The organism is Limnobacter litoralis, from assembly GCF_030160455.1.
GTDB classification, from domain to species: Bacteria; Pseudomonadota; Gammaproteobacteria; order Burkholderiales; family Burkholderiaceae_B; genus Limnobacter; species Limnobacter litoralis.
Genome location: NZ_BSOJ01000024.1, coordinates 15,576 through 28,277 on the forward strand (window position 1 = coordinate 15,576; position 12,702 = coordinate 28,277).

Annotated in this window: 13 protein-coding genes; 10 read left to right on the forward strand and 3 right to left on the reverse strand. The window is 52.3% G+C overall.

Going from position 1 to position 12,702, the window contains the following annotated elements; translation table 11 throughout:
* Positions 1 to 51 precede the first annotated feature (51 nt).
* Positions 52 to 1,188, reverse strand: a complete 1,137-nt coding sequence (locus tag QQJ87_RS10825; RefSeq protein WP_284281737.1) for an MraY family glycosyltransferase — start codon at positions 1,186 to 1,188, stop codon at positions 52 to 54.
* A gap of 302 nt (positions 1,189 to 1,490) precedes the next feature.
* Between QQJ87_RS10825 and QQJ87_RS10830 the strand changes: the two genes are divergently transcribed.
* The 7 genes from QQJ87_RS10830 to QQJ87_RS10860 all read left to right on the forward strand — a co-directional run bounded on the left by QQJ87_RS10830 (position 1,491) and on the right by QQJ87_RS10860 (position 7,779).
* Positions 1,491 to 2,660 (forward strand): nucleotide sugar dehydrogenase, encoded by a 1,170-nt coding sequence (locus tag QQJ87_RS10830; RefSeq protein ID WP_284281738.1) that lies wholly within the window; start codon positions 1,491 to 1,493, stop codon positions 2,658 to 2,660.
* Between the two features lie 144 nt (positions 2,661 to 2,804).
* The gene (locus QQJ87_RS10835) at positions 2,805 to 3,062 is read left to right on the forward strand and encodes an AbrB/MazE/SpoVT family DNA-binding domain-containing protein (protein WP_284281739.1); all 258 of its coding nucleotides are present in this window, start codon (positions 2,805 to 2,807) and stop codon (positions 3,060 to 3,062) included.
* Positions 3,059 to 3,385 (forward strand): type II toxin-antitoxin system PemK/MazF family toxin, encoded by a 327-nt coding sequence (locus tag QQJ87_RS10840; RefSeq protein WP_284281740.1) that lies wholly within the window; start codon positions 3,059 to 3,061, stop codon positions 3,383 to 3,385. Before QQJ87_RS10835 ends, QQJ87_RS10840 begins: the two co-directional genes overlap by 4 nt.
* Before the next feature lie 76 nt (positions 3,386 to 3,461).
* Complete coding sequence (locus QQJ87_RS10845) at positions 3,462 to 4,640, forward strand: ATP-binding protein (protein ID WP_284281741.1); 1,179 nt, start codon at positions 3,462 to 3,464, stop codon at positions 4,638 to 4,640.
* Positions 4,641 to 4,649: 9 nt separating this feature from the next.
* The gene (locus QQJ87_RS10850; RefSeq protein ID WP_284281742.1) at positions 4,650 to 6,686 is read left to right on the forward strand and encodes an ATP-binding protein; all 2,037 of its coding nucleotides are present in this window, start codon (positions 4,650 to 4,652) and stop codon (positions 6,684 to 6,686) included.
* 140 nt (positions 6,687 to 6,826) lie between these two features.
* Positions 6,827 to 7,063: a hypothetical protein gene (locus tag QQJ87_RS10855; protein ID WP_284281743.1), complete on the forward strand. Its 237-nt coding sequence runs from the start codon at positions 6,827 to 6,829 to the stop codon at positions 7,061 to 7,063.
* Between the two features lie 23 nt (positions 7,064 to 7,086).
* Positions 7,087 to 7,779: a hypothetical protein gene (locus QQJ87_RS10860; RefSeq protein ID WP_284281744.1), complete on the forward strand. Its 693-nt coding sequence runs from the start codon at positions 7,087 to 7,089 to the stop codon at positions 7,777 to 7,779.
* Between the two features lie 2 nt (positions 7,780 to 7,781).
* On the opposite strand, the gene QQJ87_RS10865 is transcribed toward QQJ87_RS10860, so the two are convergent.
* Positions 7,782 to 8,300, reverse strand: a complete 519-nt coding sequence (locus QQJ87_RS10865; protein WP_284281745.1) for a TlpA disulfide reductase family protein — start codon at positions 8,298 to 8,300, stop codon at positions 7,782 to 7,784.
* Positions 8,300 to 8,902, reverse strand: coding sequence for an FAD-dependent oxidoreductase (locus QQJ87_RS10870; protein ID WP_284281746.1), 603 nt, complete (start codon positions 8,900 to 8,902; stop codon positions 8,300 to 8,302). The genes QQJ87_RS10865 and QQJ87_RS10870 overlap by 1 nt, the downstream gene beginning before the upstream one ends.
* Before the next feature lie 118 nt (positions 8,903 to 9,020).
* Between QQJ87_RS10870 and kdoO the strand changes: the two genes are divergently transcribed.
* From kdoO to QQJ87_RS10885, 3 genes are all read left to right on the forward strand, one after another.
* Complete coding sequence (kdoO, locus tag QQJ87_RS10875) at positions 9,021 to 9,911, forward strand: Kdo hydroxylase KdoO (protein WP_284281747.1); 891 nt, start codon at positions 9,021 to 9,023, stop codon at positions 9,909 to 9,911.
* 93 nt (positions 9,912 to 10,004) lie between these two features.
* A complete protein-coding gene (locus tag QQJ87_RS10880; RefSeq protein WP_284281748.1) occupies positions 10,005 to 11,105 on the forward strand; it encodes a Fic family protein in 1,101 nt (366 codons plus the stop codon).
* Between the two features lie 80 nt (positions 11,106 to 11,185).
* Entirely contained in the window at positions 11,186 to 12,622 is a 1,437-nt protein-coding gene (locus tag QQJ87_RS10885; protein WP_284281749.1) for an ATP-binding protein, read from the forward strand.
* Positions 12,623 to 12,702: the final 80 nt, after the last annotated feature.

The following is a 12,702-nucleotide window of genomic DNA, read 5'->3' on the forward strand; positions in this document are numbered from 1 at the left end:
TAGGGTGTTTAAACACTGACAATCAAACGCCGGAGAGATTGAAAACCCCGGTTAGCCTGCTGTTGACAGCCTGAGGCTAGAAGCCCGCAAGCTAAGCAGTTTACGATAAAGGCGGAGGTATATGACGCCACTGAAGCTGAACCACAAAATGACCATGAACAAACTTTCAGGCCAATTGATGGCACCCAACATTGGAATGGCGGCGTACAACCACATGAAAGGCGATGTGGCAGCGTTGCGTTGCCAGGCAGGCGCCCCCACCATTAAACGGCGGGAAACCAGCTTTTTGTAAGCCAGGCTGTGCAGGTGCAAGGCGTCTGGCTGACCTGGAGACAACTTGCGCTTGCGAAAAGCGCGACGATAAATGCTGAACAGCGTTTCAATAACCGGATAACCACACACCAACAACATGGCCCAGGGGCTGACGGAACCTGGATTGCGTTCAGCCAGCAATATGGCCAACGAAGCCACATAAAAACCCAGGGAATAGGCACCCGCGTCGCCCAGGAAAATGTTGCCTTTGGGATAATTAACAAGCATGAAGCCCAGAGTAACGGCGATACCCACAATGGCCATGGGCAAAATGACCTGGTCACCGACGCGACCTGCAATTACAGCAAGGGTGCCCAACATCAGGATTACCACACCACCGGCTAGCCCGTTAAAACCGTCAATAATGTTGACACTGTTCGCAATGCCGGCCACTGCAAATGCCGTGAATACAAGGCCGACAGGGTAAAAAGACAGCAAAAAATCAACCCCAGGCAAGGACACATGGCTTACCCAATGGCCTGTTAGCATGACCAACAAACAACCACTAAAAGCGGTAGCCAGCAAACGCGCCAGCACGCTTACTTTTTTGGTAAGGTCTTCGAAAAGACCTGCAAAGAAGGCTGGTAATGCAGCCACGCACACGCTTTTAAAAGTGGACACCAAGGCAGCGCCGGATGCCATGGTGCCTTTGCCGTTCATCAACAAAAAAACAAGGACACCAGCGGCTAGGGCAACCCCACCGATTCTGGGTGTGGGCGACGCGTGTACTTTTTGCTTGCCAACCGAACTATCAAGGGTAAACCGACCATGCCATTGCTTGGTGTACACCAGCAGCAGACAAACCACGAAAGATACAGAGCCCGCAGCGATGAGGGGCCAAGCCAGTTGTGAATAGAGTTGAACGCCTGTGCTCATGTTTATTTGCCAATGCCCGAAATGTGTCGGCGATAAATTAGGAGGCGATTATGACTTCTTATATTGAATTATTTGTTAAACGCACTAAAAACTTCAAAATGTGACACTAATACCCAACAGGCCGAAAAATGGATGTCCACTGGCCGCAGGTAATGGAAAACCCAGGTGGTGAGCATGACTCTAACGGGGGAGAACGTCAAGCGGAGAATATGACATGTAACTGGTGTTAACAATCTGCCACCACAACACCAGTGAAATGACTACGTTGTACACTTGGAGGTTGGTAAACGCTGAAAACAAACATGAAAATCGCAATTGCAGGCACTGGCTACGTCGGCCTTTCAATGGCCATGCTGCTGGCCCAACGCCATGATGTGGTGGCTTTGGACATTGTCGCCGAGAAGGTGGACATGCTGAACCGGGGCGAAAGCCCGATTGAAGACGCTGAAATTGAGCGCTTTTTGCGCGAAAAGACGCTGAACTTCAAGGCGACGCTGAACAAAGAAGAAGCGTATGCAGGTGCAGACTTTGTAGTAATTGCCACCCCCACCGATTACGACCCCGAGACCAATTACTTCAACACCCGCAGCATTGAGGCGGTGATTCGCGATGTGAAGGCGATAAACCCGCAAGCGTTGATGGTGATTAAAAGCACCATACCGGTGGGCTACACCGAGCGCCTGAAAAGCGAGATGGGCACGTCAAATTTGATGTTTTCGCCTGAGTTTTTACGCGAGGGCAGCGCGCTGCACGACAACTTGTACCCCAGCCGCATTGTGGTGGGTGAAAACAGCGACCGCGGGCGTGCATTCGCGGGCCTGCTGCAAGAGGCCAGCCTGAAGCCCGATGTGCCGGTTTTGCTGACGGGCAACACCGAGGCTGAGGCCATCAAGCTGTTTGCCAACACCTACCTGGCCATGCGGGTGGCTTACTTCAACGAGCTGGACAGCTACTGCATCAGCCACGGGCTGGAAAGCCGCCAGATTATTGAGGGCGTGGGGCTAGACCCGCGCATTGGCGGGCATTACAACAACCCGAGCTTTGGCTACGGCGGCTATTGCCTGCCCAAAGACACCAAGCAGTTGCTGGCCAATTACAAAGACGTGCCGCAGAACATGATTCACGCCATTGTAGAGGCCAACACCACGCGCAAAGACTTTATTGCCAAGTGCATTTTAGAGCGCAAGCCAAAAGTGGTGGGCGTTCACCGCCTGATCATGAAGGCGGGCAGCGACAACTTCAGGTCGAGCAGCATTCAAGGCATCATGAAGCGCATCAAAGCCAAGGGCGTGGAAGTGATTGTGTACGAGCCGAACTACCACGAGGCAGACTTTTTCCGTTCACGCGTGGTGAATGACTTGGACGCCTTTAAGCGCGAAAGCGATGTGATTGTTACCAACCGCATGGCCCCTGCGCTGGAAGACGTGAAAGACAAGGTGTTTACACGCGATTTGTTTGGGAATGACAGTTAAAGCCCGATTGACCAAACTTGTTTGGCAGCCGTGCACGCCACACTAACCGCGCAGACAACGATGCGGACATCGCCGTGATTGGTTCGATATTGTGAGTCTGAAATTTTTGTTATACTTAAATATAATATTTTTTGGAGTTTCAAAATGCAAACAACCAATTTGAGAAAGGTTGGAGGTTCAGTCATGCTCGCGGTGCCGCCGGTACTTCTTGAGCAACTACATTTACAAGCAGGGGCCACTGTAGGCATCAGTGTTTCAGAAGGTCAGCTTGTTATTGTCCCCAAACCAAAACCGCGATACACACTCGCTGAGTTGTTGGCGGCCTCTGATTATTCACAACCGCAGACACCTGAGGAGCGCGAGTGGATTGACGCGCCCAGCACAGGTGGTGAGTTGATATGAAGCGTGGCGATATTTTTCTTGTTTCTTTAGACCCAACAGAAGGACGTGAGCAACAAGGTAGTCGCCCCGTGCTGGTCGTTTCTCCAACAGAGTTCAACCGGGTAACCAAGTTGCCTGTCATTTGCCCAATCACCAGTGGGGGAGAATTTGCCAGACGAATCGGGTTTGCGGTTCCAATCACAGGCATAAAGACTACGGGTGTTGTTCGATGTGATCAACCTCGTGTTCTTGATTTTGGCGCTCGAAACGCTCGGAAGGTGGACACTTTGCCGGAATCAATCATGGATGAAGTGCTTGCCAAGATCACCCCAATATTCGAGTAACTGACTCAGTGTCTGCAAAATTTGCGCCGAACAACAAAACCTTGCAAAAATAATAAACCATATTAAATTTGCAAGGATGATAGATCGAAAATTACACCCCAAGCTACAAGCACTTCTGAACACCACGTCAGCGGTTGTGCTAACCGGCCCCAGGCAGGTTGGCAAAACAACGCTTGCCTTGATGATTCAGTCGCAATTTGAAGGCAGCGTTTACTTAGACCTGGAAAGCCCGCGTGACTTGGCAAAAATTACCGACTTTGAGGGTTTTTGCGACCTGAACGAGGGCCGTTTGATCGTTTTGGACGAAATTCAGCGCGTTCCCAATTTGTTCGCACCACTGCGGGGGGTGATTGACAGGCGAAGGCGCAAAGGCCACAAAACCGGCCAATTTTTGTTGTTGGGCAGTGCCGCGCTTGAGCTGCTTCAACAAACCAGTGAAACCCTGGCGGGCCGGGTAAGTTACCTGGAATTGAACCCTTTAAGCCTTGACGAGGTGGAGGCCGCCGATCTGCACAAGCTGTGGTTGCGAGGTGGATTTCCGGACAGTTTTGGGGCTGACAGTGATTCAAACAGCCTGTTGTGGCGAGAAAACTTTGTAAGAACCTATCTGGAGCGGGACATTCCACAACTGGGGCCACGCATTCCCGCTGAAACTTTGCGCCGATTCTGGACGATGCTTGCGCACACCCAGGGTGGGCTACTGAACAGCGCGGGTTTGGCACGCGGGCTTGACATCAGTGGTGTGACAGTTGGCCGATATGTCGATTTGATGGTTGATTTGCTGCTTGTGCGCAGGTTACCCCTCTGGGAAAGCAATGTGGGCAAGCGCCTGACCAAAGCGCCGAAAATACACGTACGCGACAGCGGCATTTGCCATGCCTTGTTGGGCATTGGTGATGTGAACACACTATTGGGGCACCCCGTGTGCGGTGGCAGTTGGGAAGGTTTTGTGATTGAAAACCTGCTGAGCTGTACCAATAGGTTGACAAGCCGATATGGCCACTATCGCAGCAGCGGTGGCGCAGAAGTTGCCCTGTTGATTGAATTGAAACCCGGGGTGTTGTGGGCGATCGAGATTAAACTGGCCAGCGCGCCCACCCTGTCAAAAGGCTTTTTCAGTGCCTGTGATGACCTGAAACCGCAGCGACAAATTGTTGTGCACGGCGGCAATGATTCATTCAAGATGAAAGGCGGTGTAGACGCACTTAGCCTGGCGGACTGCATGGCCCAGCTTAGTCAGGCCCAAAATGATTAAAACCCAAAAATGACTGAAAAACCTACCAAACGCATCGGCAACAAGGCTGCCTACCTGCCTGCCTTTTTGGCAGGAATCAGTATTTTTCTGGCCGGCATAGTGCTGATTCAGATGGCACAAAAAGCCACACTGGATGCCCAGCGAAACCGTGTGCTGCGCGAATCCAGCGTGGTGCGCGCCAAGCTGGAAGGGGCGATTCTGGCCAACGCAAACCTGGTGCGCGGGTTGACGGCGTCGATCATCACTGAACCGGACATGGATCAGGACCGGTTTGTGCAGCTTGCAAGCCACTTGTTCAAAGACGGAGACCTGTTGCGCAACATCGCGGCAGCGCCGAATTTCGTCATTTCAATGATGTACCCGGTCAAGGGCAACGAGAAAGCCATTGGCATGAATTACAGGGACATGAAAGGCCAGGCTGCCGCAGCGGAAAAAGCCAAACAAACCCGACAACTGGTGCTGGCAGGCCCGATGGATCTGGTGCAGGGCGGCAGGGGCTTGATTGGTCGAATACCTGTGTACATTCCGACCCCCAACGCAGACGCCAGCCAGCCTGACGAGCGGTTCTGGGGCCTGGTGGCCGCGGTGATCGATGTCGATAAACTGTACGAGCAAGTGGGCATGAACAATCCGAACAGCCTGATCAGGCTTGCGATGAGAGGCAAAGACTCCACGGGCCCGAGCGGGCCAGTTTTTTACGGCGACGAGTTGATTTTTGAGGACAACCCGGTGTTGACCCGAGTACGCCTGCCCTATGGAAGCTGGGAAATGGCAGCCATTCCAGCGAATGGCTGGCACGTGCCGCTGGCCAATCAAATTGCAATGTGGGCAGGATTGCTATTAATTGAACTGCTTGTTTTGATTCCACTTCTGAAGAATGCACATCTTTTGAATGAACGTCAGTCCATCATTCAAGACCTTGAAGAGTCCAAAGCAAGGCTTCAGGACCAGGCCAACTCACTGACTGAACTGGCCAAGCGCGAGATCATTTTGCGGGCCAACGCCGAAAAAGGTGAAAAAACCAAGGCTGAATTTTTGGCCACCATGAGTCATGAAATTCGCACCCCGATGACAGCCGTTCGTGGCTACGCCGACCTGTTGATGGACGACCCCCTGCCCCCGGAAAGCCACGCGCGAGTGCAGCGCATACAGGAGGCATCCAATAGCTTGCTGGTGATCATCAATGACATTCTTGATTTGTCGAAGCTGGAGGCTGGCCGTTTGAAACTAGAACAGCTCAGTGTGGATGTGCGTGACCTGATTACAGAAAGTCTGGCCATTTGCGGGCAGGCCGCGCACTACGACAGGTTCAACACCGTGGGTTTGAGCTACCAGATCAGCGGAAGCGTGCCCGCCAGGATCATGGCCGACCCAACCCGCTTGCGGCAGGTGTTGATCAACCTGATCGGCAACGCCTTGAAATTCACCCACAATGGGCGGGTAAAAGTGCTTTGCGAGATGCACGGCCCACTTCTTCGCATTGCAGTTCAGGACACCGGCATCGGTATTGAACCCGAAGTTATACCCAACCTGTTTGCGGACTTTACCCAGGCCGACGCGTCGATTAACCGGCGCTACCATGGCACCGGGCTTGGCCTGGCGATTTGCAAAAGACTGGTCAGCCTGATGGAGGGTCAAATCGGCGTGCACAGTGAGGTTGGCAAAGGCAGCGAGTTCTGGTTTGAAATACCCTGCGTGCGAGACGAGCAGCAACCAGCTCAGACGGAGGTTCCAACCGCGACTTTGAGTCACGAAGCAAACCAGGGCGTTGCAAAACCACTTCACATTCTTGTTGCAGAAGACAATGAAATGAACCGAAAGATCATTGGTCATCTTCTTGACCGACTCGGCTACACCTACACATTGGCAGAAAACGGTCAGGAGGCCGTTGACCGTGTAAGCGCGGAAGATTTTGACCTGATTCTGATGGACATTCGCATGCCGGTGCTGTCTGGTCTGGACGCGACCCGCCTGATTCGCCAAATGCCTGGACGGAACCGCAACATTCCGATATTGGCAGTGTCGGCAGACACGCTGGAAGAGTAATTTGAAGAATGCAAAAGCGCGGGGATCAACGACTTCATCAGCAAGCCTATTTCTCGCAGTGAACTGGAAAAGAAACTTCTACAATACGGCTTCAACCAATCGGGGCCGAACGCCCAATAAAACACTTCATGAACACCACCATGCACACTATTTTCGCCAAGGGCCTTGCGCTTGGCGCGGGCGCGCTGTTTGCCATCAACGCAATGGCTTGTGCCAGTTGTGGCTGCTCACTCAGCTCCGACTGGGACACGCAAGGAATCGGCGCACGGGCAGGCTTTAAAGTGGACCTGCGCTACGACTACCTGAACCAAAACGAGGTGCGAAGCGGAGGCAGTGCTGTAGGTACCTGGCCACAGCGGGCCATGAGCAAGAACTGAAAACCATCAACCGCTACACCACTTTGGGCCTGGACTACACCACCGAAGGCGCGTGGGGATTTAATCTTCAGCTACCCTACATTGACCGCAGCCACGCCACCAATGGTTTTAATTACGACGGCACAGACTATGGTGAGTCGCGCACCCAAAGCCTGGGCGATGTGAAATTTTTGGCCCGCTACAACGGCTTTTTAAACAACCCGGAACTGGGCGTTCAAGTGGGTGTGAAACTGCCCACCGGCAGCCACACCGAGGTGTTTAATGTGGGGCCAATTGCCGGGCAGCCACTGGACCGTGGCTTGCAGCCTGGCACGGGCACCACTGACCTGTTACTGGGGGCCTACCGCACAACCACGCTGACGCAAACGCTGGATGGCTACGCACAGGTTTTGGCGCAAATGCCACTCAACAGCAAAGACGGTTATAAAACCGGCAATTCGGTGAATGTGAACCTGGGTGTACGCTACACCGACCTGGGGCGACTTGAGCCGCAGTTTCAGTTGAATGCACGGGCTATCGGTAAAGACAAAGGTGCAAATGCAACCCCGGCCGACAGTGGTGGTGTAACGCTGTATGCCAGCCCTGGGGCCACTTACGCCGTGAATGACAAACTGTCGGTGTATGGCTTTGTACAGTTGCCGGTTTACCAATACCTGAACGGTTACCAGCTTGCGCCCCGGTATTTGGTGTCGGTGGGTACGCGCTTCAGTTTTTAAGGTCAGCTTTTGAGGTCTTTCTGCTGTAACAAGGGCAATACCACCCGGTTGAGCTCGTCCATCGTCACGGTGGGCGAACCCTCGAAGCCGTTGCGGCGCAAAATGCCCTGCCTGTCGATGATGAACGTCAGCGGAATGCGCCAGATTTTGCCGTATCCGTCGATGTTTGAGCCGATTTTCCAGGCAATCGGAAAGCTGAACTGACCCGCGATTTTTTGCACCTCGGCAAGGTCTTTGCGGTCGTCCATACTGATGGCGACAACCTCGACACCCTCTTGCCGATGGGCCTTGTAAAACGCATCAATGACGGGCATTTCAGCCCGGCATGGCCCGCACCACGACGCCCAAATATTCAGAATAACCACTTTGTTTTGCAATTGAGCCGAGCTGATGGTTTGGCCATTGAGCAATCGCGCTGTAAAAGCGGGTGCGGGCTGATCCAGCACAGGGGCAGCTTGTACTTGGGTAGCGAATGCAAACAACAAGGCCAGACCGGCCAATATGCAACGGTAATTTTTCATCAATGTATTGCCCTTTGAATGTGTTGCACAGCCCATTGGGCTGATTCCAGTGCGCCTTCCAGATAGCCGCCTGCCTCTGGGCTGTTTTCAGTGCCAGCCAGTTGAACCAATTCAGCCCACGGCTGCGGCAGGGTTCTGCGTGCGTAATGTGGGTGTTGGCCCGTGCCTTGCAAATCGTCTGCCGTGCTCAACAGCGCGTCGTTGCCCCATTCCTGATGGTGCACTGCTAAGGGGTTGGCGGCCGCTGGCCCAAACAGTTGGCTTAGCTGTTCGACCGCCAAAGCCTTCAATTGTTCATTGTCAAGGCGATTGCGCGCTGCGGTGGACCCACCCACAAAACCAAACAGGGCGGCACCCGCACTGTGCTGCTCAAACCATGACAGGCCGAATTCATTCACCAATTGCGAGATACGCGGATTGGCCTCGGGCCAGAACCAGGCCGGACCAAGATCAAAACCTTGGGGTGTGGAATGGATGCGGCCGCCCAGGCGGGTGCGCGCCTCGAACAAAGTAAATGGAATGCCCTGCAGTTGAAGCAGGTGTGCGGCGTACAGGCCAGAAAGGCCGCCGCCCAGGATTGCGATGGTGGTGGTGTGCTGCATAGTGGTCAGATTTTAAAGCATCAACGGTGGGCAAGGCGTTGTTTAACAAAAAGACACAGAGGGAGCATTTTTAATTATCATTAAGCCCTAAGTATTTTTAAGAATAAAGGCATTCACCATGTCATCCAGAGTGTTGGAAATTGAGGCCAAACAATGGCAGTTTGAAAGCAAGGCTGACTATGTAAACGCGCTGGAAAGCGGCAAGGTGCTGAGTTTCTCCGGGTTGCCGTTTGAGTTGTCCCCTGATGAGAAGCGGCTTCTCAGCCCCAGAGTACTGAACGAAAAAAGCCGCAACGTCAGCCTGAATGAAAAGGGTGAACTGAAAGGTGCCAACGTCGACCCCGTGGTGCAAGCGCAACTGACCGAGTTGATTGGGCGCTTTAAAGGGCAGGCTTTGGACTTGCTCAACAGCATTGCGCCCGGTTACACACCCAATTTACGCGTTGCGCCCACCAGCTTCAGGCCGCTGAAGGTGGAGGATCGCAAGCAATCGATTCGCGCCGATGACCGGCGTATTCATGTGGACGCCTTCCCTTCCCGCCCCAATTACGGTGAGCGCATTTTGCGTGTGTTCATTAACATCAACCCAGAAGGCACACCCCGCGTGTGGCGGGTGGGCGAGCGATTTGAAACAGTGGCAGAGCGGTTTTTGCCCCGCGCCAAGCCTTATTCTGCCTGGCAGGCGAAACTACTGGCCCAGCTGCGCATTACCAAAAGCGTGCGCAGCGAATACGATCACCTGATGCTGCAACTGCACGACCTGATGAAGCACGACGAGGCCTACCAGGCCAAGGCGAACGACGATCTGGTCGAATTTGCGCCCGGCGCGGTGTGGGTGTGCTATTCCGACCTGGTGCCGCACGGCGTGCTTTCTGGCCAGTACATGATGGAACAAACCTGCCACTTGCAGGTGAAACACCAAAACAATCCCGAGAAAAGCCCGCTGGCGATTTTAGGGCGCATGCGGGGAGAGGAGCATTTGGAAGTTGTGGGCGGGTTGACGGTTTAAGGAAGCTTTCCATGAATTAGTTCTCATGTAAAAAATTCGCTGTTTTTTTTACATGAGAACGCTATCATGTAAAAAATTAACTGCTTTTTTTACATGACCTCCAACACATTGCAGCCAACTTACGCAATTCCTGATTTGCCACCACGGCAGCTAAACCCGGATCAGGTTGAAATTCTCAAAGAGTTGGCCTTGGCGCATCGCTACCTGGCTGAACTGAAGGGAAGCGCGAAAAGTATTCCAAATCAAGCCATTCTGATCGACACCTTAGCATTGCAAGAAGCCAAGGCCAGTTCTGAAATTGAAAGCTACGTCACCACGCAGGACGAACTGTTTCAAGCTGATTTACAGTTGGCCCAATGGGTCTCACCCGCTGCAAAAGAAGTAGCACGCTATCGTGAAGCCATGAAAGCAGGCTTTCGTCAGATGCAAAACCAACAAGGTTTACTCACCAATAGCAACCTGATCACCTTGTTTCAAATTCTCAAAAGTAGCTCAGGGGGATTTCGTCAATCTCCGGGAACAGTATTGAAAAATGAACGGACCGGCGAAACAGTCTTTGTTCCTCCTCAAAATCAGGACGACATTGTTCAACACATGTCGAATCTTGAACGATTTATCAACACATCTGATGATCTGGATCCGATTGTAAAAATGACGCTGATTCATCATCAATTTGAAAGTATTCACCCTTTTATGGATGGCAATGGTCGGGTTGGTCGAATGCTGTCAGTTCTATATCTGAGCAAGGCGGGCCTACTCGATGCACCCATTCTGTATATGTCGAGGTACATCAATTCACACAAAGCCGACTATTACCGACTTCTACAGGCAGTACGTGACCAGGGAAATTGGAATGAATGGGTATTATTCATGTTGAGAGCCGTGGCAAACACGGCCAAGGCTGCTGTAGAACTGGTAGATGGCATGCGTCGGCTCATGTCAGAAACTAAACTGAAGCTAAGAACCGAGCTACCAAAAATTTATTCTCAGGATTTGCTGAACAACCTGTTTCGACACCCCTACACTCGAATTGAATTTCTGCAGCAGGAGTTACAAATTTCACGACCGACCGCGTCCAAGTATTTGAGGGAGTTGGAAAAACTCGGCCTACTGGTAGGACATGCCCAGGGCAAGCAGATTTATTTCATTAATCAGGCCTTAACAACCCTGTTGATCGAGGGTGAGAACGGTTAAGAATGAAGGAAAACAAACTAAACTTCTTATTTAATTAAAGTACAGTTGTATTAAATTTCATCTTTTGTTAGGCTTTAGATATGAAAATATCCAAAGCTGAACTTATCGCCGTTTTATCCCAATTCAACCCTTGGTGGAGAAACGAGCCCATTGCAGACCTGCCTACATGGCGCAGAGCTGCCTTCAACGAGCTGCAGGATTGGCTTTCCACCCCGCCCGCACCACGGGCGGTCATGCTGTCTGGCGCTCGGCAAATTGGTAAAACAACCTTGTTGTTACAGATGGCCGAGGCCTTGCTTAAACAGGGCGTGCCGTCGGCCAATATTTTGTATGCCACCCTTGACCACCCCCTACTGAAGCTGGTGGGAATAGATGCCGTTCTGGATGCATGGCGCGAACGTGAACCCAAAAAGGAAGGCCCAGAGTACCTGTTGCTGGACGAAGCGCAGTTCATTCGAGAGTGGGGAACATGGATCAAGCACCAAGTTGACTTCAACAAACAACGCCGAATTGCGTTTACGGGTTCAGCAACGCCGCTGCTGGTAGAAGGACAGGAATCGGGGGTGGGCCGCTGGCACACCATCCGATTGACAACATTGTCGTTTTACGAATATCTGCAGATCAAAAAAGTGGACTTGCCACCCCTGCAGAGCGTGACCTCACTCAAAGACCTGTTTGGCTGGACAAAGCCAGACCTTTATCGGATCAGCGAACTGGCTGCGCCCTATGTGGGCCATTTTCACGAATATTTGGTACGTGGCGGATTTCCACAAAGTGCGCAGGTTGAAAGCGTCACGCAGGCACAACGATTACTGCGCGAAGACATTATTGAAAGGGTGCTGAAGCGAGACATGACCGCGCTGTTCGGTGTTCGAAGAATACTGGACCTTGAAAACACCTTTCTTTATCTTTGCCTGCATGACGGGGGCTTGCTGGACATGCCCGACTTGTGCGCCAATCTTGAAGTAAAGCGGCCCACCGCCCAGCATTTTATCGACCTACTGGAAGCCACGCACCTGATTTACAGACTGCCACCTTTTGGATACGGCAAAGACATACTGCGAGCACGCTTCAAGATTTACCTGGCCGATGCGGCCATTGCACCGGCTGTAATGTTACGCGGAAAGGCCATTCTGGAAGACCCAGCAGCGCTGGGAATTGCCACAGAAACCGCCGTGTTTAAACATCTGTATGCACGCTATTACGCTCAAAACGTTCGCTTTAGCTACTGGCGCGGCACAAAAGACCGAGAAGTCGACCTTGTAGCTGAGGTGGGTAATCAATTGATCCCTTTTGAGGTGAAATACCGAACACAACACACAGGCCTTCGCGACTTGAAGGGGCTGATCGAGTTTTGCAGACAGAAGAAGATTAATCGTGGTTATGTGGTAACCAAATCACTGGATGACTTTGGACCAGTGGAAAGCATGCCCGATTCAGATGCAAAGATTATGCGAATACCAGCACCGCTATTGTGTTACTGGATAGGGCGACTAGAGTTGGGGGTGGGGGATTGAAGGGGGGGCAGGTCCGAGGCTGTAAATAAATTTGTGTAAGTGCATTCGGCCAATTAACCTCTTTTGAGGAAATGACCGAT

Excerpts from the sequence above, each read along its gene's own strand:
- QQJ87_RS10885 (WP_284281749.1), top strand. The coding sequence starts at position 11,186 with ATGAAAATATCCAAAGCTGAACTTATCGCCGTTTTATCCCAATTCAAC.
- QQJ87_RS10825 (WP_284281737.1), bottom strand. The coding sequence starts at position 1,188 with ATGAGCACAGGCGTTCAACTCTATTCACAACTGGCTTGGCCCCTCATC.
- QQJ87_RS10835 (WP_284281739.1), top strand. The coding sequence starts at position 2,805 with ATGCAAACAACCAATTTGAGAAAGGTTGGAGGTTCAGTCATGCTCGCG.
- QQJ87_RS10840 (WP_284281740.1), top strand. The coding sequence starts at position 3,059 with ATGAAGCGTGGCGATATTTTTCTTGTTTCTTTAGACCCAACAGAAGGA.
- QQJ87_RS10855 (WP_284281743.1), top strand. The coding sequence starts at position 6,827 with ATGCACACTATTTTCGCCAAGGGCCTTGCGCTTGGCGCGGGCGCGCTG.
- kdoO (WP_284281747.1), top strand. The coding sequence starts at position 9,021 with ATGTCATCCAGAGTGTTGGAAATTGAGGCCAAACAATGGCAGTTTGAA.
- QQJ87_RS10870 (WP_284281746.1), bottom strand. The coding sequence starts at position 8,902 with ATGCAGCACACCACCACCATCGCAATCCTGGGCGGCGGCCTTTCTGGC.
- QQJ87_RS10845 (WP_284281741.1), top strand. The coding sequence starts at position 3,462 with ATGATAGATCGAAAATTACACCCCAAGCTACAAGCACTTCTGAACACC.
- QQJ87_RS10830 (WP_284281738.1), top strand. The coding sequence starts at position 1,491 with ATGAAAATCGCAATTGCAGGCACTGGCTACGTCGGCCTTTCAATGGCC.
- QQJ87_RS10850 (WP_284281742.1), top strand. The coding sequence starts at position 4,650 with ATGACTGAAAAACCTACCAAACGCATCGGCAACAAGGCTGCCTACCTG.
- QQJ87_RS10865 (WP_284281745.1), bottom strand. The coding sequence starts at position 8,300 with ATGAAAAATTACCGTTGCATATTGGCCGGTCTGGCCTTGTTGTTTGCA.
- QQJ87_RS10880 (WP_284281748.1), top strand. The coding sequence starts at position 10,005 with ATGACCTCCAACACATTGCAGCCAACTTACGCAATTCCTGATTTGCCA.